Source organism: Halothiobacillus diazotrophicus, from assembly GCF_001663815.1.
Lineage (GTDB): Bacteria > Pseudomonadota > Gammaproteobacteria > Halothiobacillales > Halothiobacillaceae > Halothiobacillus > Halothiobacillus diazotrophicus.
In genome coordinates, this window is record NZ_CP016027.1 from 1892780 (window position 1) to 1915777 (window position 22998).

Consider the following 22998-nt stretch of genomic DNA (forward strand, 5'->3'; position numbering starts at 1 on the left):
TGTATCAGATCGGCAAATTCGCCACATAATTGCGCAACAGGAATTACCCCACGGTCATGAAGGAAGTTTCTGGACAGGTGGGGATGAGCGGATACCGCAGGCAACTCGCCGCGACCCGAAAATCAGACATCCGGCCGGAGCACCAGCAACGTCTGCCCGGCGGAAACCGGCGTGCCCTGGGCGCAGAGCACCTCGACCACGGTGCCGGCTTCGTCGGCCTCGATGGCGATTTCCATCTTCATGGCCTCGACCACCACCAGGGCCTGTCCCGCGGCCACGCGATCGCCGGGTTTCGCCGCTACCTGCCACACGCTGCCCGTAACCGGTGAGGCCAGCGCCTCGCAGCCTTCCGGCAGATCGATCCCGGCATCTGCGCTTGCCGCATCGCCGGCAGGGTCCGCCTCGTAATGGGCCTGCCCCGTCGCCACCCAGCGTTCGCGCTCTTCCTCGAAAGCAGCATGACGATGCTGCTGGAAGGCGTCGATGGATGCGCGCTCGGCCTCGATGAACGCGCGGTAGTCGCGCAGCTTGAGCACGGTTTCCTCGATCTTGAGCTTGAAGCGACCCTGCGGGAATTCCTCACGCATCTTTGCCAGCGCCTCGGAGGAGACCGGGTAGAAGCGCAGCTGGTCGAAGAAGCGCAGCAGCCACTGCTTGCCGTCGGTGAAATCGGCGGTCTGACGGTAGCGGTTCCACATCTGTACCGTGCGGCCGACGAACTGGTAGCCGCCCGGCCCTTCCATGCCGTAGACGCAGAGATAGGCGCCGCCGATGCCCACGGCATTTTCGGGGGTCCAGGTACGGGCCGGATTGTACTTGGTGGTCACCAGGCGATGGCGCGGATCCATCGGCGTGGCGACAGGCGCGCCGAGATAGACGTCGCCCAGCCCCATGACGAGGTAACTGGCGCTGAACAGGATCTTCTGCACCGCGTCGATGCTGTCCAGTCCATTGATGCGGCGGATGAACTCGATGTTGCTGGGGCACCAGGGCGCGTCCGGACGCACCGACTGCATGTATTTCTCGATGGCCAGCTGCGTGGACGGATCGTCCCAGGACAAGGGCAGGTGCACGATGCGACTCGGCACTTCCATGTCGTCGATGGCCGGCAGTTCGGCCTCTGCTTTTCGCAACGCTGCCAGCAGATCGGACTGGGTGATGATCCGGCTGTCGTAGTGCACCTGCAGGGAACGGATGCCGGGCGTGAGATCGAGGATCCCCGGTACGCGGGCTTCCTGCATCCAGGTCATCAGTGCATGCACCCGGAAACGCAGATCCAGATCCAGCACCAGCGGGCCGTACTCCACCAGCAGATACTTGTCGCCCGCCTGTCGGTAGCAGACCGCGACCGGCTCGCCCGCATTCTGGGCGTGGGCATGCTCGCTCCGGTAGAGGATCGGCGACGCGGATGCCCCGGCCGTCCGCGTCGCCGTCACGGTGTGATCGAACGCGGCGAGCGCCGCAATGGCGGCATCCTGTGCCGCTTCCCGCCGATTGGCCTCGGCCACGTCGATACAGTGAAAGCGGATCGTGTCGCCCGGCTTGAGTTGGCCCATCTTCCACAGTTCGGCCTGCACGATGGTGACCGGGCAGACGAAACCGCCGAGGCTCGGACCGTCCGGCCCCAGGATCACCGGCATGTCGCCCGTGAAGTCGACGGCGCCGATGGCGTAGGCGTTGTCGTGAATGTTCGAGGGATGCAGGCCCGCCTCGCCGCCATCCCGGCGCGCCCAGGCCGGTTTCGGGCCGATCAGGCGGACGCCGGTGCGGCTGGAGTTGTAATGCACTTCCCAGTCGGTGGCGAAGAAGGTGGCGATGTCCTCGTCGGTAAAGAAGTCAGGCGCGCCGTGCGGGCCGTACATCACGGCGATGTTCCAGTGACGCGCGAAGTCGGGCACCAGGCTGGCGGGCGCCGGCGTGCAGGCGGCGAGATCGGCACCCGGCGCATTCAAACGCAGCACATCGCCGACCCGCAACGTCCGGCCGGCATGACCACCGAACTGACCGAGGGTGAAGGTCGACTTGCTGCCCATGTAGTCGGGCACGTCGAACCCGCCCTGCACGGCGAGGTAGGTCCGGCTGCCACCGCCGCCCCCATCCTTGGCGGGAATGCCGCGCAACTTGAGCACGGCCCCGGCGGCCACCGCGACGGGTTGGCCGTAGGCAACCGCGACGCCGTCCAGCTCGGCCTTCATCCGGGCACCGGTCAACGCAATCACGGTATCGGCATTGAAGCGCAGTGTCGGGCCGGTGATGGTGAGTTCCAGCCCGGCCACGCCCTCCGGATTGCCCACGATACGGTTGGCGACGCGGAACGCCAGCGCATCCATCGGGCCGGAGGGCGGCACGCCGATATCCCAGTAGCCCGTCCGCCCCGGATAATCCTGGATCATGGACTGGGTGCCCGGCGAGAGCACATCGATCGTCCGCGGCCTGAAGGCGAATCGGCCGAGATAGCGGGTGTATTGGCGACCCTCGACGAACACATCGTCGGCAATCACCTGCTGCAGATAGTCGAGGTTGGTCTCGATGCCATAGACGCGGGTGTTCTTCAGGGCGGCGGCGAGATTCGCCAGCGCCTCGGTCCGATCCGCGCCATGGGCAATGATCTTTGCCAGCATGGGGTCGTAGTAGGCCGAGACTTCGGTACCGGTCTCGATCCAGCTGTCGATCCGCAGGCGATGGGCGGGCTGGTCGTCCGGGAACTCGACCGCATTCAGCAGACCGGCGCTCGGCTGGAACTGCTTGCCGGGATCCTCGGCGTACAGGCGCACCTGGACGGCATGGCCCTGTGGCGCGAAAACGTCGCGGTCCAGCGTCGGCGGTTCGTTCGCCGCCACCTGCAGCATCCACGCCACGAGATCGGTGCCGGTGACCATCTCGGTCACGCCATGCTCCACCTGCAGGCGCGTGTTGACCTCCAGGAAGTAGAACGCGTCCTCCTTGACGTCGTAGACGAATTCCACCGTACCGGCAGATCGATAGTTCACGGCACGGCCCAGGCGCAACGCGGCCTCATAGAGCTGCGCCCGCGTGGCGTCGTCCAACCCCGGTGCCGGGGTTTCCTCGATGACCTTCTGATTGCGGCGCTGCACGGAACAGTCTCGCTCGCCGAGGGCAACGACGTTGCCGCGGCCGTCGCCGAAGATCTGTACCTCGATATGCCGGGCGATTTCGACGTACTTCTCGAGGAAGATGCCGCCCTGGCTGAAATTGCTGCGCGACAACCGCTCCACGGAGTGGAAGGCCTCGCCCAGCTCCGTCGCGTTCCAGCACAGTTGCATGCCGATGCCCCCGCCGCCGGCGGTGCTCTTGAGCATGACCGGATAGCCGATCCGCTCGGCCTCGGTCAGGGCATGCGCCGCGTCGTTCAGCAGGCCGCTGCCCGGCAGGAGCGGCACGGCATTGCGCTCGGCCAGTTCGCGCGCGGTGTGCTTGAGCCCGAAGTCGCACATCTGCTGCGGCGTGGGCCCGATGAAGGCAATACCGTTGGCTTCGCAGGCCTCGGCGAAGGCGGCGTTCTCGCTCAGGAATCCGTATCCGGGGTGGATGGCCTCGGCACCCGTCGACCGGGCGGCGTCCAGGATCTTGTCCTGGCGCAGATAGCTTTCATTGGCGGGTGCGGGCCCGAGAAAGATGGCCTCGTCGGCCTCGATGACGTGGCGGGCGTGTCGGTCGGCTTCGGAATAGACCGCCACCGAGGCGATGCCCATCTCTTTGAGTGTCCGGATGATGCGACAGGCGATCGCACCCCGGTTGGCAATCAGAACCTTCTTGAACATGATGTTGTCGTGCGGCAGCAGAGCCGCATACTCCCTGGGTGTGGGCCGTCCCACATGGCTTCAGAGCCGCAGCGGGACGTCCCGCGCGGGGCAGCCGACGAGGCTGCCGGATTCACTCAGGGGTTCCAGACCAGAACCTCGATCGGGGTCGGATTATACGCGTTGCAGGGGTTGTTGAGCTGAGGGCAGTTGGAAATGAGCACGATCACGTCCATCTTGGCCTCGAGCTCCACGTACTTGCCGGCGTCCGAAATCCCGTCGGCAAAGGTTAACCCACCCTCGGGCGTCACGGGTACATTCATGAAGAAATTGATGTTGTGCGTGATGTCCCGCTTGCTCAGGCCCATGTCGGCATGCTCGGCCACCGCCAGCATCCAGCTGTCCCGGCAGGCGTGCATGCACTGGGTATGCAGCCCGTAGCGCACGGTGTTCGATTCGGTCGCGCAGGCGCCGCCCAGGGTGTCGTGGCGACCGCAGGTATCGGCCACGATCTCCAGCATCGGATTACCTTCGCTGCTGAGCAGCATCGTGCCCGTGGTGAGGTAGACGTTGCCCTGCTCACGGATCGTGTCGATGGCGCTGTAGCGTTCGGTCGGATTGGACGCGCTGTAGAACAGCGTATCGGCCGCCTGGTTGCCTGCCAGGTCCAGGATGCGAACGGTCTGGCCCTTGAGCACCGTATGGATGAAATAATCGCCGGCCGGGACGACCTGACGGAAACAACTGTCGTCGGCGTGCAGCATGCTTTCTCGGATCATGATGTGCGCTCCTCAGCTACAGCAGGCGCCGGTGTGGCAACCGGCGAGATAGCGTTCGTTGTTCTGGAAACCGCGCTGGTTTTCCGCGCAGGCGTTCATGCACTCGTCGTCCGCCGTCACCGGATCGGCCTGCCAGAGCTGGTAGATCACCGGCTTTTTCGGATAGGCCGGCGCCGGGTTCATCGGATGCGGACAGGTATGGAACACCACCAGCGTATCCATCTCGAACCTCAGGGAGATGGCATCGCCCGCCTGGCTGTTGCCTTCGACGAACTGCAACGCGCCGTCCTCGGCGACCACCAGCTTGCTGAACAGATTGAGGTTGGCCGCCAGATCCTTCTTGCCCAGCCCGTACTTGGCCAGCTCGACGAGGAAACTGTCCGTACCGCTCAGGGTCCAGTCGTTGCGCGCTTCCTGATAGGTGCGTTCCTGCCATTTTTCCCGCAGCTTCGCCTTGCTCAGATTTCCGCCCACCGTGTCGTGCCAGCCGACGGTATCGTCGACGATGGAGCAGAAGATCCGCCCCATGTCCGAGTACAGGCAATGCCCCTGCGTCAACTTGAAGGTATGCTGGCACTTGAGGGTATCCGGCGCGTTGTAGCGCTCCAGCGGATTTTGCGGGTTGTAGAACAGCATGCCCACGTTCGCACCGCCTTCCTGGTCGATGAGCTTGAGCGTGGTGCCCTGCTTCATCTCCAGCGACCAGTGCGTGCCGCCCGGCATTCGGTTTTCGTAAAGCATCTTAGCCATTGGTTCTCCTCATTAAGCTCCGCTAAATAGCATTCTTGAATCATGGTGGCACGGCGTTCTTCGCCGTGCGTCGCCCCGGCCGCTACGACAGCGGATGCAGGGGCGGAATCTGCGTCGTGGTGAGCTGCAAGCGGCCGGTAATCACACCGCCGCAGGTCACCATCTGGTCGGCGATCCACTGCAGTTTCGCGGCCGGCCCCTGCACGAGAATGACCTCCATGGTCTGATTCTGCATCAAGTGCACATGCAGCGAACTGATCACCTCGTCGATGTACTTGTGCTGCAGATCCGCCAGATCCTTCTGCAGCCCGGGCGTCGAGTGGTCGTACACCAGGGTGATGGTGCCGGCCATGACTTCGTTGCCCAACTCGCTCTTGTGGGCGACCAGCTGCCGGTTGATCATTTCGACGATGGCCTGGGAGCGGCTTTCGAAGCCCCGTTCCGTCACCATGCGATCCAGTTCGCCCAGCAACCGCGCCGGGAGTGAAATGCTGATCCGGCTGATCTGGCCCTTGTTCAGATCATTCATCAGCGTGCCCTCCTCAGAACAGGTGACTGTACCGCTGCACTTCCCAGGCGGAAATGCTCTGGTGGTAATCGGTCCACTCGCGGCGCTTGTAGGTGACGAACTCGTCGCGCAACTCTTGACCCAGCACCTCGGTGACGAACGGATCGGCCTCGAAGGCCTCCACCGCCGCCAGCAGGTTGTTGGGCAGGAATTCGATACCCCGGGCCGTGCGCTCCGCTTCGCTCAGTTCGTACAGGTTGTCCTCCTGCGGCTTGCCCGGGTCGAGCCCCTCGCGAATGCCTTCGAGGCCGGCGGCCAGCACCAGCGTCGCCGCCAAGTACGGGTTGACCGCACCGTCGGCATTGCGCGACTCGAAACGCCCGCCGCCCATGGGCACGCGGATGGAATTGGTGCGGTTGTTGGAACCGAAGGAATTGAACACCGGCGCCCAGGTGAAGTACGGCATGTCGCCCTGACGAACCAAGCGCTTGTAGCTGTTGACCGTCGGCGCGAGCACCGCGCAGAGCGCCTTGCCGTGCTTGAGGACGCCCGCGATGAACTGATAACCGAGCTCGGTCAGACCCAGACCCTTCGGATCGTCCTTGGGATCGCAAGCGAACAGGTTCTTGCCGGACTCGAGATCGTACAGCGACATGTTGAAGTGCGCGCCGTTGCCGGTCTTGTTGGCGAACGGTTTGGGCATGAAGGTCGCGATCAACCCTTCCTGCTTGGCGTATTCCTTGGCCATCAGGCGCAGGAAGGTGTAGCGGTCGCAGGTGGTCAGCGCGTCGGCATATTTGAAGTCGAACTCGTACTGGCCGTTGGCGTCTTCGTGGTCGAAGGAATACAGATCCCAGCCCAGGTCGTTGATCGTGGTCGCCATCCGATCCAGCCAGCTGAACTGGTCGAGGAAGCAGCGCGCGTCGTAGCAGGGCTTGGTCAGGCGGTCGTCCGGATTTGGTACCGCCAGGGATCCGTCCTCGTTCTGCTTGAGCACGAACAGCTCCGCCTCGATGCCGAGGTTCATGCCAAAGCCCATCTCGGCGGCCTTGGCCAACTGCAGCTTCAGCGCCACGCGGGTGTTGAGCGGGTACGGTTCGCCGTGGAAGGTGTTGTCCGCCGGCATCCAGGCCATTTCCGGCTGCCACGGCAATTGGATGATGTGGTCGAGATCCGGCACGGAGGCGATCTCGTCGTCGTTGGGCCGCTGGCCGAGGCCATCGAGCGCATAGCCGGTGTACAGCTCGGAGCCGTGCGCCATGTGCTCGAGGTGGTCGATCGGCACGACCTTGCCCTTCGGCACGCCATGGATGTCGACATAGGCCCCGAGGCAGTACTTCACGCCCCGGCTCTTGAGCTGCTTCTGGATGGCCTCGATTTCCGGGGTCGATTTCTGTTCAAAGGTACTGTTGGATTTCATGACCAATCCCTAATGTTCAGTGCTTAACTTGCAGCGACCTTGTCGCCATAAATCGACGCGCTGTAGCCATGGGCCAACGGCGGGGCCTCCCGCATCGCCCGGCGGATCAGCGCCGTCAGGTCCTCAACCATCCAGTCGAACAGCGCGCGCCCGTCGTCGGGCGTGGCTGTCGACGGCGTCCCGGTAACGCCGTTGAGACTGGTTCGGTTGACGGGGTGGGAAAACACGCAGCCGACGGTGCGATCCGGATCGTCGGCCGTCGCCAGACGATCCTCGCGCACCAGCTCGGGTGCGATGGCCTGCATGAGCGCAGTCTCGGCGGCATTGGCGTGCCAGTCTTCGGCATCGGCGAAATGTCGCTCGCGAACGCGCTCACTGATGTGCGCGCTGTTGACGACGGCGACCATCAGGTCGTCGTGGTCGGCACGCAGCATTTCGAGTGCACAACGCAGCGGCGCCGCGTTGGTCACGTGACTGTTGACGATGATCAGGCGCTTGACGCCAGAGGCGCACACCCAGTCACCGATATCCTTGATCACGTCGATCAGGGTCTTGGGCTGGAGGGCGAGGGTACCCGGCCAACGACGCGAATGACCGATCGAACAACCGAACGGCAGCGTCGGCAGCAGCAGCGCACCCGCCGCCTCGGCGGCGCGGGCACAGAGCTGATCGGCCAGCTCGGTATCCATGCCGCAGCCCAGATGCGGACCGTGCTGCTCGGTGGCACCGACCGGCAGAACTGCCGTGTCGATGCCCTCGGCGACGCACTGACCGACTTCTTCCCAGGTCAGGGCATGCCAACGCCGAGTGTTCGGTTCGCGCGTCATCAGAAAATATCGCTCACGTCGTCGTCGACACGCACCATGCGCATCATGTTCAGATGGTCGCCTTCGGCCTCCTTCTCCCCCGGCGGATGAATCAGGGCCTCCAGGCGTTTCTTGGTCGCCAGGAATTCCGGCGACAGCTGCTGACCCACGGAACGCGGCTGGGGCACCGGCACCTCGATGATTTCCTGGACTTCGCCCGGATGGGCCTTCAGCACCAGCACGCGGTCGGCGAGATAGACGGCCTCGTCCAGATCGTGGGTGATGAACAGGATGGTGACGTCGATGTTCTTCCAGATCTCCATCAGGTAGGACTGCATCTTGGCGCGCGTCTGGGCATCCAGGGCGCCGAAAGGCTCGTCCATCAGCAGGATGCGCGGCTGGTTGGCCAGCGCACGGGCGATGGCCACGCGCTGCTTCATGCCGCCGGAGAGCTGATGCGGATAGTGGTCGGCGAACTTGGACAAACCGACGAGATCGATCCACTGCATGGCCTCCTGCTCCGGCAAACCGCCGCGGCCGGACACCTCGAGCCCGAACATGACGTTCTTCTTCACCGTCAGCCAGGGAAACAGGGTATAGCCCTGAAAGACCATGCCGCGATCCGGCCCCGGACCGTCCACCGCCTCCCCGTTCAGCAGGACCTCACCCTCGGTGGCCTGCTCCAGACCGGCGAGTATCCGGATCAGGGTGGACTTGCCGCAGCCCGACGGGCCGATGACGCAGACGAATTCGCGCTTGTGCACCTTGAAGTTGATGTCCTTGAGCGCGGTGACCTTGCCCTGAACGGAGTCGAACTGCTTGTGCAGCCCCTTGACCTCCAGGGTCACCGGGCGCTGCTTGAGGCGCTCGAAGCGGTCGCGGACTTCCGGCGACTGATCGAGATAGCTGGGGAGATTCATGTCGTTCATGGGCCACTCCTACCTTAGGTTCCTTATGCGGTTCTCTTCACTGCGCTCGGCGTCTGAGTCAGGCCTTGGCGCCACGCTGCCAGGGGAAGATGCGCCGGCCCAGCCAGGCAAGGAACAAATCGGTGGCGATTCCGATGATCCCGATCATCATGATGGCGGCGTACACGTTGTCGAAGTTCTTGTAGCGGGCCTGCTGGGTGATGAACCAGGTGATCCCCGAACTCGCGCCGATCATCTCGGCGACGATCAGGTAGGTCCATGCCCAGCCCAGCAGGATGCGCATGTCGCGGAACAGATCCGGCAACACACCGGGAATCACCACCTTGAACAACAGGGTCAACCGCTTGGCACCCAGGGTCATCGCCGCCTCAAGCAGCGAGGGATCGAGCTTGCGGGTGGTATTGGCCATCACCAGCACCTGCTGGAAGAACGTGCCGATGAAGATGATCGCGATTTTCGGCGCCTCGTTGATGCCGAGGATGGCCACCGCCAGCGCCCCGAAGGCCGGCGCGGGGAGATAGCGGAAGAACTCGACGAACGGTTCGGTCAGCCGCCCGAAGAAATCGTAGGTGCCGGCAAGAATGCCGAGCGGCAGGCCGATCAGGGTCGAGATCACGAAGCCCAGGAAGATGACCGAAATACTGTCGCCGAGACTCTGGTACAGCCATTTCTCGTCGCGACGTTGCGGGGGGGTGGTGAAGGCGGTGTAGAAGGCCTCTGCGACCTCATGGGGCGCCGGCAGATACACCGGATTGGCGGGCACGCCCTGCGGCGGTGCCTTGCCTTCTTTTTCGAGGCGCTCTACCTCACGATGGAACGAGGCTTTCGGCAGCATCATGCCATCGCTGAAGTAACTGACGGATCCCGGATTGGTGATCTTCACCATCGGGTGCCAGATGCCCGGTACGTAACTGACCAGACACCAGAGCAACAGCGGAATGCCGAAACTCATCAACGACAGGAACAGGCGTCGTTTCGGTGACAATTCCCGGCGTACGGCGAACCATGATGAATTCGACATTGTGATCGTCTCCGCGGTCTATCTGATGACCGGCTCAGGGATTACTTTCAGGGATTACTTCATTTCTTCGATCAGGGACGGATCGATGTAGGAATCGATGTCCTGCGGCTTGGCGTAGACCTTGTTGTCGACGTTGAACTTGTCGACGATCGCGCTGGAGCCATAGATCGAGCTGAAGCCGTCACCCTTCTTGAAATGCACCTTGTCTTCCTTGAGGGTCAGGATCTTGGTGCCGTCCACGAACGACTGGTATTCCTTCGGCGACACGCCAACGCGCGAGGCCATGATGCGGATCGCATCTTCGTGGGTCTTCGGGTCGTTGATGTAATTGACGACCTTGTACCAGACCTTGATCACCTTCTTCCATTCGTCGCGATGCAGGGCCAGACTCTGCGGCGAGACCGCCAGGACGTCATAGATCAGGCCGGGCTCGTCGGCACTGGTGTAGATCGGCTTGGAGCCCGGAACCATCTTCAGCGCCACGCCGGAGTTCGGCTGCCAGGCGGCGATGGCGGAAACCTGACCGGAGGCCAGAACCTGCGGGGTTTCGTTGGTCGGCACGTTCACCAGGGTCACGTCCTTGTCGGTCATCCCGGCCTTCTTGAGACCGTTGAGCAGCAGCAGGTGATCGACAAAGCCGATTTCCACGCCGATCTTCTTGCCCTTGAGGTCCTTCAGGGAGTTGATGCCCGGGCCGCCAACGACCATGTCGTTGCCGTTGCTGTAGTCGTTGATGAGAATCATGACACTCTTGCCGCCGGTCGCACCGGTCACCAGCGCATCGCCGTTCGTCATGCAAACCGCATCCAGCTTGCCTGCGGCAAAGGCATCCATGGACGGCACGTAGTCGAACCAGTCGAACTTGACGTCCACACCCTCTTTCTTGAACCACTGTTTCTCGATGGCGATCTGCCATGCAACCCAGCCCGGCCAATCGCTGTACCCGATCTTCAGGGGCTCGGCGAGTGCCGTGGCGGACATACTGAGAAAGGCTGCACCAGCAACCATGTTGAAGAACGTTTTGATCGTTTTTTTCATGCCCCACCTCTTGAGTATTACCAAACAACGAAACAGTAATACCAGTTAGCAGAACCTGTGCCAAAAGAACCCGGCAAGAATATTCTTTTATAGTCAGACAGTTGGAATAAGCACAACAATCGAGGGGAAAACATGGCGGCACCGGAACAGTGCATTGGATGCGCAATGAGGGCGCATGTCGACGGAGTCGAGCCTGGTCGGCTTAGCGCGGTTAACTCGCCGGGGCGGAGGCAAAACCGTCAGGGACGGGCGTCAGCCTTCGGCGGTGAGCAGTGTTGGATAGGCATGTTCCAAGATCGTCCAGACCGCACTCGTATCCCGCAACACCGAACCGAGCGGCGGCGACCAGTCGGTCCCTGCCGCTGGAATGGTCACCGACGGCGGCAGCAATCGACTGCCCTCGACGATCGGCAGAGAGGATCGTTCGATGATCCAGGGCTGACTGCCCCAGATATGTCCGTAGCCAATCTCGCAGCCCCGAAACCGGGACTGTTCCGAAACCGATCCCTCGATATCGCGACCCCGCAGGGGAATCTCGCCCTGCCAGTCGATGGCATACATGAAGTCGTTGCCGACCGCGACGAACACGCCGGCTCGCGCCCTGGACGAGGGCTTCATGCGCATGGCCAGCACGCGTTGCTCGTTCACCGGTGTCGTTTTGCGCCAGCGCTCCACATAATCGACCAGGGTGCCCGTCTCGATCATGTGCACCTGGTCGAGGAACTCGATCCGCCCGCGATCCTCGAAAGCGCCCGGCGGTTGCAGATCCAGATCCCGCTGCCAGTGGCAGAGATCGCCCTGAACGTCGAGCACCCCGGCAAAGCCCTCCTGACGGGAAAGCCATTCCCGGTGGTGCGGCGGGCAATCCGCAACGAGCCAGTCCAGCCGAAAATCGGGGCGTCCGGCGGGAATCCGCAAGTCGACATAGAGCCCATGGCTCTGCAACCAGTAGACCTCCGTCGTGTCGTCGCGAACACCCTGTGCATCCACCAATTCATCACGACGCCAGAGCCCGACATAGGCAGAGGGGACCATCGACATACCAAAGACTCCTTTCAACGAATGGACGATGACCTTCTGTCGCCGAATTCGTCTGCTGGGCGCGGGGGCGAGACGCCGGGTGATACGCGAGAATCGACGGTCAGAGGATGACCAGATTATCACGATGGATCAATTCGTCTTCCTCGGCGAAGCCCAGCACATCGGCAATCGCGCTGCTGGGCTGACGACAGAGCTTGCGCGCCTGATCCGCACTGTAGTTGACGAGTCCGCGCGCGAAGTCCCGTCCCGTTTCGTCAATAATGCGTACGAGATCACCGCGATCGAACTTTCCGTCGACCCGGATGACGCCGATCGGCAGCAGAGAACGACCACCCTGTCGCAGGGCGGCCGCAGCGCCGGCATCGACCTGGACCTCTCCCTGAGCCCGCAACTGCCCGGCCAGCCACTGCTTGCGGGCGGCCAGTCGGGTCTGGGCCGGTTGGAAAAGGGTTCCGACGCCCGGTTCGGCTGATGCCAGACGCACCAATACTTCCGGCTCCGCACCAGACGCGACGATGGTGGCTGCTCCGGACTGGGCCGCCCGCTTGGCCGCCATGACCTTGGTATACATCCCGCCGCGGCCCAACCGGCCGCCTTCGGGCGAAGCCATGGACTCCAGCGCCGGATCGCCGGCCACCACTTCCGTCAGCAGTTTGGCGGTGGGATTGCGCCGGGGATCGGCATCGAACAGACCCAGCTGGTCCGTGAGAATCACCAGCACGTCGGCCTCGACCAGATTGGCCACGAGTGCCGCCAGCGTGTCGTTGTCGCCGAAGCGGATCTCGTCGGTGGCGACGGTGTCGTTCTCGTTGACCACCGGCACGACCCCAAGCCCCAACAGCACCCGCAAGGTGCTGCGTGCATTGAGATAACGCTCGCGATCGGACAGGTCCTCGTGGGTCAACAGAATCTGCGCCGTATGGATGTCGTAGCGACGGAGCACGTCGGCATAGGCCTGCACCAGCCCCATCTGCCCGACGGCAGCGGCTGCCTGCAGCTGAGGCAGGGCCGTGGGGCGATCCTGCCAGCCCAGGCGCGCCATCCCCTCGGCCACGGCACCGGAGGTCACGATGACCACTTCACGCCCCGCCGCACGCAGGGCGGCAATCTGCTGAGCCCAGCGGTCGATCGCCGCCATGTCCAGCCCAGCCCCGTTGCCGGTGACCATCGCCGAACCGATCTTGACGACCCAGCGTCGATCCGTGCTCAGATGCGCCCGGCTCATCATTCCGTCCATTCGATGTTGGGATTGCCGCGCGCCGCCGCTGTCGATTCAACGGGGACCGGCTGCTGGGCAGCCGCCAGATCCGCAGCCCGTGCCGCTTCCATGAACTCCATGATCGCCCAGACCAGTGCCTGGGTATTGAGCTTGTTCAGGGCACTGATCGCGAAAATCGGGCCCTGGAAATCCAGTTCGGTGCGGAACCGCTCGGACAGGGCTTCGATCTGCGTCTGCCGCTCGTCCTCGGGCCATTGATCGATCTTGTTCAGAATCAGCCAGCGCGGACGCTCCGCGGAATCGGTGAGATGGCTTTCGTCGTAGCGTTCCAGCTCTTCCTCGATGATCGCTACGGACGCGACGGGATCGACCTCGTCGATGGGCGCCACATCGACCACGTGCAGCAGCAGATTGGTGCGGGCGAGGTGACGGAGGAACTGGTGCCCCAGGCCGGCGCCCTCGGCGGCGCCTTCGATCAGGCCGGGAATGTCGGCCATCACGAAGCTGCGGTGCGGTTCGGGCGCGACCACGCCCAGGTTCGGGTGCAGGGTGGTGAACGGGTAGTCCGCCACCTTCGGCTTGGCCTGGGACACGGCGCGGATCAGGGTCGACTTGCCGGCATTCGGCATGCCGAGCAGACCGACATCCGCCAGCACGCGCAACTCCAGCAGCAAACGGCGTTCTTCGCCGGGCGTACCGTCCGTCTGCTGGCGCGGCGCGCGATTGGTCGAACTCTTGAAGCGGGCATTGCCGAGACCGTGCCAGCCGCCCTTGGCGACCAGGAGATGCTGGCCGTCCGTGACCACTTCGCCAAGCACTTCGCCGGTATCCTGATCGTGGACAACCGTGCCCAGGGGAACCTGCACGAAGAGATCCGCCCCCTTGGATCCGGTCTGGTTACGACCGCTGCCGTTCTGGCCACGCCCCGCCTCGTAATGCCGCTGGAATCGGAAGTCAGCGAGCGTATTCAGATTGATGTCGCCGACGAAATAGACGCTGCCGCCATCGCCGCCGTCGCCACCGTCCGGGCCGCCGTTGGGCACGTACTTCTCGCGACGGAAACCGACCACGCCGTTTCCGCCGTCGCCAGCCTTGACCTTGACCTTCGCTTCATCGACAAATTTCATGACCTACCATCCCGGCCCGACCGGGCCCAACTCACATCGCCTATATGCCGGTGGACCCCATTGGATCCGTCGGTTGCGTCGCACATCGCAACGCCCGGCGCACATCTTCGGCCTGAATACACCAAAGACCCAAACACAAAAGCCCCGCATACGACGGGGCTGGATAATCTCGTGGACCGAGCGGAACGACCCGACGCACGGGCCGAATCAGCCCGCGCGTCCAGCAGATCAGGCGGGAACGATGCTCACGAAGCGACGGCCTTTATCGCCCTTCACTTCGAACTGAACCGTACCGTCGACCAGGGCAAACAGGGTGTAGTCCCGACCACAACCGACGTTGTCGCCCGGATGGAACTGAGTGCCGCGCTGGCGAACGATGATGCTGCCAGAGCTGACGACCTGACCGCCGTAGCGCTTGACGCCCAGTCGCTTGCTTTCGGAATCACGGCCGTTGCGTGACGAGCCGGCTGCTTTTTTATGTGCCATGTTTAAACTCCAAACAAGTATCGAAACCGGGGTTCACCCCGGAGACGACAATTAACCATTGATGCTGGTGATCTTGATCTCGGTATACGCCTGGCGATGACCTTGATGCTTGCGGCTGTGCTTACGGCGACGGAACTTGACGATGTCGACCTTCTTGCTACGACCCTGACCGATGATCTCGGCAGTGACGGTCGCGCCGTCCAGAGCGGGCGCACCCACCTTGACCGAATCGCCATCGGCAATCATCAGGACGCGATCCAAAGACACGACACTGCCTTCCTCGCCTTCCAGTTTCTCGACCCGAAGCCAAGCGCCTTGTTCTACGCGGTACTGCTTACCGCCGGTGACTACTACTGCGTACATGTTTACATTCAACCTTTGATGAGGTCACGTACACCCGCCGGGAAAAGACGCTCGGCACAGCGCACGTATTGATCGTACAGAAAGGCGGCGGATATTACCGGCATCGGCCGCGGCCGTCAAGAGCGACCACGACTTTTGCCCCCTCAGGCCGCATCGAAAATCACGCTGGTATTCCGGCCTGCATGCTTGGCGCGATACAGGGCCGCGTCCGCCCGACGAATCAGCTCTTCATGATCCATGTCTTCACGGGCCAGGTTTTCACGGTCCCGGTCTTCACTGTCCATGGGGCCGCCCTGTCCATCGTAGGTCGCAATGCCGATGCTGACCGTGACATGCGCCGAGAGCCCATCGAAGCGGGGAATCTGCAACAGCGCGATCTGCGCGTGAATCTGGGTGGCGATCGACTCGGCCGTGTGCGCATTCGCACCGGGCAGCACCACGACGAACTCCTCGCCGCCATATCGCGCCACGCAATCCCCGGCACGGCGCAATACCTTCTTGATCGCGGCAACGATGGCCACCAGGCATTGATCGCCCTTCTGATGGCCCTGATGATCGTTGTAACCCTTGAAGTGATCCGCATCGATCATCAACAGGGACAGCGGCACACCCTCCTGCCGGGCAAGCACCATGGCCTTTTCCAGGTGACTGGTGAAGTACCCCCGGTTGTAGGCTTCGGTCAACCCATCGTAGGTCACCCGATCCTCGAGCTGACGATGCGAATCGAGCAGTTGGCGATACAGCCCGGAAATCTCCCAGATCAGGAACCCGAGCACCATCGACGAGGAAATCAGACTCAACACCCGCGCGGCATACCAACCCACACTGTATCGTGCGATCGCGGCCAGCGTCAGCACCACATCCCCGAGCGCGGCCAGCAGTGCGAGCGCAAGCCAGAGGCCCAGCAGATCGCGCATGCGCGTTACGTATACGCAGGCCGCCAGCGCCGCCAGGCCGAGCGCGATCACCAACGGCGCCAGCAAGGAATCGGCAATGTTCGAATAGGATTTTCCGGCGACCAACTCGGGCAGCCGATGCCCCAACGACACGACGACCAGGGCGACGATCAGCCCAAAAATAACCGGCCACAACATCAGGATGATACCGGGAAGATGCCTGTACCGACCGACCGCCAACTGCGGCGCCGGAGACGGTCGCGGCGAGTAGAACAGCAGGGCAATCAGAATGAAAAACGGAAACCCCGCGTGCCAGGTCACCCAGAACCACGGCGCGCTTTGCGGCCCCGTGTCCAGCAATCCCATCTCGGAAAAGACACCGGGAAAGACGATAACCTGGAAGATAACCATAACGACCACGTAGCCATAGGCACCGGACAACGCCGCCATGAAGCGCCAACCGGTGAATCGATACTGGATGGCGAAAAAGTAGGCCGTCAACCCTTCGATAAGCACCACGGCCATGGCATACATCGGCATGTAGGCCTCGATGACCGGGAGTGGACGAGCACTGAGCGGAAAGAGCAGAACCGTCGACAAAATGACGAGGGCCGCGACGATGCTGACCACCCGAAGCATCCTTGGGGACGGTGCCTGATTCAAGATTTCATTAACGGCCTGGCTCATGGACTCATCCTGACAGTGACGGGATCAGCTCTGTTTTTATCGCCGAATCGGCGTCTACGCGGCGATTCGGTCGATGTTGGTTTTTAGGCGCGCACCTTTATCGGCCGATATTCGAAAAAATTAAGCACGCAGCGAACCGGCATAGCCGCTTGATTTTTCTTCCATCGTACCGTCTATAATTAGTCCATGATGAAAACACCGCGCATTCTGCGACTTCTGATCCTGCTGCTCGCCGTCTGGCTGCCGCTGGACAACGCCGTGGCCGGCGCGGTGATCGCGGATTGCCCGATCATGTCCCATGCCTTCGAGAAGGGTGTGGCGGCCACCATTGATGCCCCCCATCAGCCAGCCATCATGAGCGCCATGCCGACGCCACATGCGCCAATGACGACGTCCTCGAACGGCTGCTGCGAGCACTGTGGCGTCTGTCTGCTTCTGGGTGGCATCGCACTGCCGAGTGTCCCTGCCACGATTGTGCGCCCAACCCTCTCCCTCGACTATTCCACCGCCCCGGAAACGCAAGGTCCCGTCGGCGTCCACACCCTTCCTTTCCGACCGCCCATCGTCTAATCCCCCGAGCCCGATGTCGTATCGATCGGCGCCGTGCGTACGCGCTCGCCTGATCGACCGAACTCGGGCATGGGGGCGATGGCGGGACAGACATCCCGACGCGCCATGACCCCGTGAATGATCCCGTGACCCTGCCGCCCCTGCGGTCGGGCATCCCGTTCCGGGTCGGCGTCCGCCCGTCCATCGCCTCAAATCCCAGGCTTAACCGCTTTGATCACGATTTTGAGGAAACAACGATGAACATCATCCGTAAAAACCCGAACCGGCCCGGGTCAACCGCGTCCGGACAACAGCCCGATGCGTCCCGGCGTATCTTTCTGCAGGGACTCGTCGCCGGCGGCGTCATGAGCGCCCTGGGTCTCAATCCGGCCCGCGCCCTCGCCGCCGACGGCCAACCGGCGGCCAACGTGCTGCGTGGCACCGAATTTGACCTTGTCATCGAGGAGATGCCGGTCAACTTCACCGGTCAGCCCCGCCCGGCCATGACCATCAACGGCTCGATTCCCGGCCCCACCCTGCGCTGGCGCGAGGGCGACGTGGTGACGCTGCGGGTCACCAACCGCCTGAAGGTATCCACCTCCCTGCACTGGCACGGCATCATCCTGCCGTTCGAGATGGACGGCGTCCCCGGCCTGACCTATGCAGGCATCGCCCCCGGCACCACCTTCACCTACCGCTTCCGCGTCCAGCAATCCGGCACCTACTGGTATCACAGCCATAGCGGGTTCCAGGAACAGAACGCCGTCTACGGCGCCATCGTGATCGACCCGGCCAACGCCGATCGCGTTGCCTACGACCGGGATCACGTCGTCATGCTCAACGACTGGAGCGATGCCAGCCCGGACTTCATCTTCAACCGGCTCAAGACCGCCGACGGCTACTACAACTACGTGAAGCCCGATCTCATGGATCTGATCCGCCAGTCGGAAAAAATGGGCTTCGGCGCGGCCATCGAGGATCGGCTGATGTGGGACAGGATGCGCATGAGTCCGCGCGACCTGCTGGACGTGACCGGCGCCACCTACACCTACCTGATGAACGGCAGCACGCCGGCCGCCGACTGGACCGCGCTGTTCCGGCCCGGCGAGAAAATCCGCCTGCGCTTCATCAACGGCTCCTCGATGAGCTACTTCGACGTACGCATCCCCGGCCTGAAAATGACCGTGGTCGCCGCCGACGGCCAGGACGTGCATCCGGTCACCGTCGACGAGTTCCGGATCGGTGTCGCGGAAACCTTTGACGTGATCGTCGAACCCGCCAGCGACCAGGCCTACTGCGTCTTCGCCCAGGCCCTGGACCGCTCCGGCTATGCCCGCGGCACGCTCACGCCCCATACCGATCTTCGGGCACCCGTACCGCCCATGGACCCCGTGCCGACCCTGACCATGGCGGATATGGGTATGGACATGAGTGGCATGGACATGAGTGGCATGGACATGAGCGGGATGGATATGGGCGGGATGGATATGGGGGGCATGAACAGGCATGGCCAACCCATGAACGGCATGGCCATGGGCGACCAGAAATCCATGGCCGGAATGGCGGGCATGAATCACGATCAGAGCGCACATCCGGGCATGGCCAGCATGAACATGGGCGGCCAGTCCAAGCAGGGCATGGCGATGGACCAGCCGAAACCCATGTCCGGAATGGGCGGCATGAACCACGACCACAACGCACATCCAGGCATGGCCGACATGGACATGAGCGGCCAGTCCAAGCAGGGCATGGCGATGGGCGCGCAGAAACCCATGTCCGGCATGGCTGGCATGGATCAAGAAGCATCGATGCATCAGCCCATGCCGCACAATCCGATGGATCTCCCCGGCCTGCACAATCGCCAACTCAAGGACGGCATGCTGAAGATCGACTGGCACCCGGAGACCGAACACGGGGTTGGGGTCGGCATGAAGGCGCAACAGGTCTCCATGAGCCTGAACGATCCGGGGGCGGGGCTGCGGAATAATGGTCGCCGGGTGCTCACCTACGGCGATCTGCGCGGCATCGATGGCCCGATCAGCCCACGCGAGCCGGAGCGCGGCATCGAACTGCACCTCACCGGCAACATGGAACGGTACATCTGGGGCTTCAACGGCGTCAGTTACCGCGACGCGACACCCGTCGAACTCAAATACGGCGAAACCGTGCGCGTCGTGCTCATCAACGACACCATGATGAACCATCCCATCCACCTGCATGGGATGTGGAGCGAGCTGGAGAACGACCGGGGCGAATATCTCGCGCGCAAACACACCCTGAGCGTCGCGCCCGGCCATGCCATCAGCTACCGCGTGCACGCCAACGCCATCGGCCGCTGGGCCTACCACTGCCACCTGCTCTACCACATGAACGCTGGCATGTTCCGGGAAGTTCGCGTGGTTTAACAGAGATCAAACAGGAGCATCATCATGAAAAAAATCGCACATTTCAGCACGCAGGCCGTCGTACTCGCCCTGGCGGTCTCCGCCGCGGCGGGCTCGGGCACGGCCCAGGCACAAACCGACTACGCTGCCGCCAACGCGGCGAGCTACCAGCCGCCCTCTTTGGCACAGCAACGGGCCGACGTGAAGAAACTGGCCGAGGAATCCGCGCGCCACGAAACCCACAATCCCCTGATCTACAAGGTGATGATCGATCGCCTGGAACGGGATTTCACCCATAAGGGCAGCTTCACCCAGTTCGAAGGCCAGGCTTATGTGGGCACCGACACCGACAAGCTCTGGCTCAAGGGCGAAGGCCAACGCATGGGCGGTAAAACCCAGGATGCCGACATCGAGGCCTACTACAGCCATGCCATCGCGCCGTTCTGGGATGCGCAGATCGGCGCCCGGCACGACTTTTCGGCCGGCACGGTTCCGGGGCGCAACTGGCTCGCGATCGGCGTCCAGGGTCTGGCCCCGTACAAGTTCGATACGGCCGCCACGGCCTATGTCGGCAATGCGGGACGCACGGCCCTGCGGCTGACCAGCGAGTACGACTTCTTCATCACCCAGCGCCTGATCTTCTGGCCCGGGGTGGAGCTGAACCTCTACGGCAAGAACGATCCGGAACGCGGCGTGGGCCGGGGCTTGTCCGATTCGCGGGTCGCCCTGCGGCTGCGCTATGAAATCCGCCGAGAGGTCGCGCCGTACGTCGGTATCCAGTGGACGAACAAGTACGGCCAGACGGCCAGCTACGCCCGGGCGGACGGGGAAGCCACCAGCGACATGCAGGTCATCGCCGGCCTGCGCCTCTGGTGGTAACGACAGGAATATCGTCCCGTGGACTGACCGGGCAAACCTCTGCCTGGCCACGGTAACGATCCCAGGGCGGCCGCGAACATCCGGTTCCCGGCCGCATTTCAACACGAACGATGGCCATCACGACGCCATCAGGAGGATATCGACATGCCTTTTTACGATCATTGGGGAATGGGTGGGTTCTACGGCGGCTTCGGCCTGATCTTCATGCTGCTCGGCATGGTGCTGATGGTGTTCATCATCCTTGCCATTCTGCGTTTTCTGCTGGGCGGCAGTTCATCCGCGCCAACCCAGACCCCGCAGGAACGCAGCCGCGCCCTGCACATTCTGGAGGAGCGGTTCGCCCACGGCGAAATCGACGAGGCGGAATACAACGAACGCCGCCGCATCCTGGAGAGAGGCTATCGATCCTGAAGGGAACGGGCCGAACGCATCGAACCGCACGGGAAGCAAAACCGTACCTGACGGAGACACGAACGTGAAACCGCCCCCGTTTCGGATCGCTGCGCAACGGCTTTTCGACGCCCCCTTCCGACAACCTTTGTCCCGACATCTGCCTCATACACGGTGCGCTGCGACGCGCGCCGTACACTCAGGAGCAAACCATGTCTCAATTTGATTCGCATGAACATCCAAAGGCACGCGAAGCTGCGGCTTGCGACGATACAGCCGAACCTGCCGCATACTCGCCGCAGCGCCGACACGCCCTGAAAACGCTGGTCCAGGGCTCGGCGGCCGTGTTCTCCGGCATCGCCCTGGAGGGCTGGACTTCCGCCGCATCGGCCCAGACGATGGGGTCTGGAATGGGCACCGGGATGGGCCCGGGGATGGGTATGGGCCCAGGCATGATGATGGGCGGCATGATGGGCTCGTCCCGATCGGCCGTCAGCAAGTCGGGCCTGTTCGACCGGGCGATGCCGATCCCCCCGCAATTGTTCGGCACGACCGATACCCAGGGCGTTCGAACCTACGCGCTGAACGCCATGGCCGGACAACATACCGAACTGGTTGCCGGCCGGCGCACCCCCACCTGGGGTTACAACGGCGCCTACCTGGGGCCGACGATCCGGACACCCCGAGGCAAACCGCTGCGCTTCGACATCCGGAACGGGCTCGATCAGTCCACCACCGTCCATTGGCACGGTGCCCACATTCCCGGCAACGTGGACGGCGGACCGCACAACCCGATCGCCCCCGGCGATCGGACGAGCATCGCGTTCACGCTGGACCAGCCGGCCGCCTCGTTGTGGTATCACCCGCACCCCAACGGCCGCACCGGTCCTCAGGTCTATGCCGGACTGGCGGGATTCCTGCTCGTGGACGACGGGCTGGACGCGCGCCTGGACATGCCCCACACCTATGGCGTCGACGATTTCCCCGTCGTGCTCCAGGACCGCCGCATCAATGAGGCCGGCACGCTCGATTACATGACATCCATGCGGGACATGATGGGCATGAAAGGCGATCGATTTCTGGTCAATGGCGTCGAGCAGCCCTATCTTGCGGTACCCGGCCAGTGGATTCGCCTGCGGGTGCTCAACGGCGCCAACGCCCGTGCATTCAACCTGACGTTCTCCGACCAGTACCCTTTCCACGTCGTGGGCAGCGATGCCGGATTGCTCGAACGCCCGGTCGAACGCACGAATCTCGTCCTGGCCAGCGGCGAACGGGTCGAGATCATGCTCGACCTGCGCCGGATGCAGGGCAAGCGACTGGTGTTGCGCAGTGAGTCGGCTGGCGTGATCCCCGACATGAACCGCATGCCCATGGCCGCAGACGGCTACGACCATGGTCGATTCGATCTCCTCGAACTGCGGGTGGGCGCCCCTGCCGGACAAAGCGGAAAACTACCGGCCCGCATGGCCGAGATACCGACGCTGAACGCGGACGGCCCCCATCGGAAAATCATTCTGGATGGCATGGCGATGCGGATGATGCGCGGCATGATGATGGGCGGCGGTACGCCCGAAGGCGCGGCCTCGGGCCCGGGCGGCATGCGCATGGGCGTGGGCGGACGCGACCTGTTCGCGATCAATGGCACCTTCATGGACATGAAGGTCATCAACGAGCGCGTAAAACTGGGCAGCACGGAAACCTGGACCGTAACCAACCAGGGCATGATGGCGCATCCCTTCCACATCCACGGCACCTCGTTCCAGATACGCGACCGCGACGGCGCACCGCCGCCCGCGCACGAGCGCGGGTGGAAGGACGTGGTATTCGTGCCCAGCGGGCAATCGGTCGAACTGATCGCACGATTCGATCAACCCGCCGGCGACGCCCACCCCTTCATGTATCACTGCCATATCCTCGAACATGAGGACAATGGCATGATGGGGCAGTTTACCGTGGCTTAAT

20 protein-coding genes are annotated in these 22998 nt (G+C 63.0%); 5 read left to right on the top strand and 15 right to left on the bottom strand.

All coding sequences use genetic code 11. The features are described 5' to 3' along the window. Positions 1-122: 122 nt before the first annotated feature. The 15 genes from uca to A9404_RS08320 all read right to left on the bottom strand — a co-directional run bounded on the left by uca (position 123) and on the right by A9404_RS08320 (position 16831). On the bottom strand, positions 123-3782 hold the full coding sequence (gene uca, locus A9404_RS08250) for an urea carboxylase (protein WP_066100100.1): 3660 nt from the start codon (positions 3780-3782) through the stop codon (positions 123-125). A 116-nt stretch (positions 3783-3898) separates the two neighbouring features. Further along, entirely contained in the window at positions 3899-4540 is a 642-nt protein-coding gene (locus A9404_RS08255; RefSeq protein ID WP_066100102.1) for an urea amidolyase associated protein UAAP2, read from the bottom strand. A gap of 12 nt (positions 4541-4552) precedes the next feature. Next, entirely contained in the window at positions 4553-5290 is a 738-nt protein-coding gene (locus tag A9404_RS08260) for an urea amidolyase associated protein UAAP1 (RefSeq protein ID WP_066100105.1), read from the bottom strand. Positions 5291-5372: 82 nt separating this feature from the next. After that, positions 5373-5819 carry a nickel-responsive transcriptional regulator NikR gene (gene nikR / locus A9404_RS08265; RefSeq protein ID WP_066100108.1) on the bottom strand — a complete coding sequence of 149 codons (447 nt, stop codon included), beginning with the start codon at positions 5817-5819 and terminating at the stop codon, positions 5373-5375. 13 nt (positions 5820-5832) lie between these two features. Beyond that, positions 5833-7218: a type III glutamate--ammonia ligase gene (gene glnT / locus A9404_RS08270; RefSeq protein WP_066100111.1), complete on the bottom strand. Its 1386-nt coding sequence runs from the start codon at positions 7216-7218 to the stop codon at positions 5833-5835. A gap of 23 nt (positions 7219-7241) precedes the next feature. Further along, positions 7242-8045 carry a creatininase family protein gene (locus A9404_RS08275; protein ID WP_066100114.1) on the bottom strand — a complete coding sequence of 268 codons (804 nt, stop codon included), beginning with the start codon at positions 8043-8045 and terminating at the stop codon, positions 7242-7244. Beyond that, complete coding sequence (locus A9404_RS08280; protein WP_066100119.1) at positions 8045-8953, bottom strand: ABC transporter ATP-binding protein; 909 nt, start codon at positions 8951-8953, stop codon at positions 8045-8047. Before A9404_RS08280 ends, A9404_RS08275 begins: the two co-directional genes overlap by 1 nt. Before the next feature lie 58 nt (positions 8954-9011). Continuing rightward, the gene (locus A9404_RS08285) at positions 9012-9974 is read right to left on the bottom strand and encodes an ABC transporter permease (protein ID WP_066100122.1); all 963 of its coding nucleotides are present in this window, start codon (positions 9972-9974) and stop codon (positions 9012-9014) included. 54 nt (positions 9975-10028) lie between these two features. Next, positions 10029-11012, bottom strand: a complete 984-nt coding sequence (locus A9404_RS08290) for an ABC transporter substrate-binding protein (protein ID WP_066100125.1) — start codon at positions 11010-11012, stop codon at positions 10029-10031. A gap of 252 nt (positions 11013-11264) precedes the next feature. Next, positions 11265-12053: a hypothetical protein gene (locus tag A9404_RS08295; RefSeq protein WP_066100128.1), complete on the bottom strand. Its 789-nt coding sequence runs from the start codon at positions 12051-12053 to the stop codon at positions 11265-11267. Positions 12054-12153: 100 nt separating this feature from the next. Then, on the bottom strand, positions 12154-13281 hold the full coding sequence (gene proB / locus A9404_RS08300) for a glutamate 5-kinase (protein WP_407645334.1): 1128 nt from the start codon (positions 13279-13281) through the stop codon (positions 12154-12156). Continuing rightward, the gene (gene cgtA, locus A9404_RS08305) at positions 13278-14399 is read right to left on the bottom strand and encodes an Obg family GTPase CgtA (RefSeq protein WP_066100134.1); all 1122 of its coding nucleotides are present in this window, start codon (positions 14397-14399) and stop codon (positions 13278-13280) included. Before cgtA ends, proB begins: the two co-directional genes overlap by 4 nt. 228 nt (positions 14400-14627) lie before the next feature. Next, positions 14628-14885, bottom strand: a complete 258-nt coding sequence (gene rpmA, locus A9404_RS08310) for a 50S ribosomal protein L27 (RefSeq protein ID WP_066100136.1) — start codon at positions 14883-14885, stop codon at positions 14628-14630. A gap of 51 nt (positions 14886-14936) precedes the next feature. Beyond that, a complete protein-coding gene (rplU, locus tag A9404_RS08315) occupies positions 14937-15248 on the bottom strand; it encodes a 50S ribosomal protein L21 (RefSeq protein WP_066100139.1) in 312 nt (103 codons plus the stop codon). A gap of 143 nt (positions 15249-15391) precedes the next feature. After that, on the bottom strand, positions 15392-16831 hold the full coding sequence (locus A9404_RS08320; RefSeq protein ID WP_082922843.1) for a sensor domain-containing diguanylate cyclase: 1440 nt from the start codon (positions 16829-16831) through the stop codon (positions 15392-15394). A 186-nt stretch (positions 16832-17017) separates the two neighbouring features. Here A9404_RS08320 and A9404_RS08325 point away from each other — a divergent pair, with 186 nt between their 5' ends. The 5 genes from A9404_RS08325 to A9404_RS08345 all read left to right on the top strand — a co-directional run bounded on the left by A9404_RS08325 (position 17018) and on the right by A9404_RS08345 (position 22997). Beyond that, a complete protein-coding gene (locus tag A9404_RS08325) occupies positions 17018-17401 on the top strand; it encodes a hypothetical protein (protein WP_066100144.1) in 384 nt (127 codons plus the stop codon). A 236-nt stretch (positions 17402-17637) separates the two neighbouring features. Next, complete coding sequence (locus tag A9404_RS08330; protein WP_082922844.1) at positions 17638-19785, top strand: copper resistance system multicopper oxidase; 2148 nt, start codon at positions 17638-17640, stop codon at positions 19783-19785. Positions 19786-19809: 24 nt separating this feature from the next. Continuing rightward, positions 19810-20643 carry a copper resistance protein B gene (locus A9404_RS08335; RefSeq protein WP_066100147.1) on the top strand — a complete coding sequence of 278 codons (834 nt, stop codon included), beginning with the start codon at positions 19810-19812 and terminating at the stop codon, positions 20641-20643. A 144-nt stretch (positions 20644-20787) separates the two neighbouring features. Next, entirely contained in the window at positions 20788-21054 is a 267-nt protein-coding gene (locus tag A9404_RS08340; RefSeq protein WP_066100149.1) for an SHOCT domain-containing protein, read from the top strand. Between the two features lie 191 nt (positions 21055-21245). Further along, positions 21246-22997: a multicopper oxidase family protein gene (locus tag A9404_RS08345; RefSeq protein WP_066100152.1), complete on the top strand. Its 1752-nt coding sequence runs from the start codon at positions 21246-21248 to the stop codon at positions 22995-22997. The last annotated feature ends 1 nt before the right edge of the window (position 22998 follow it).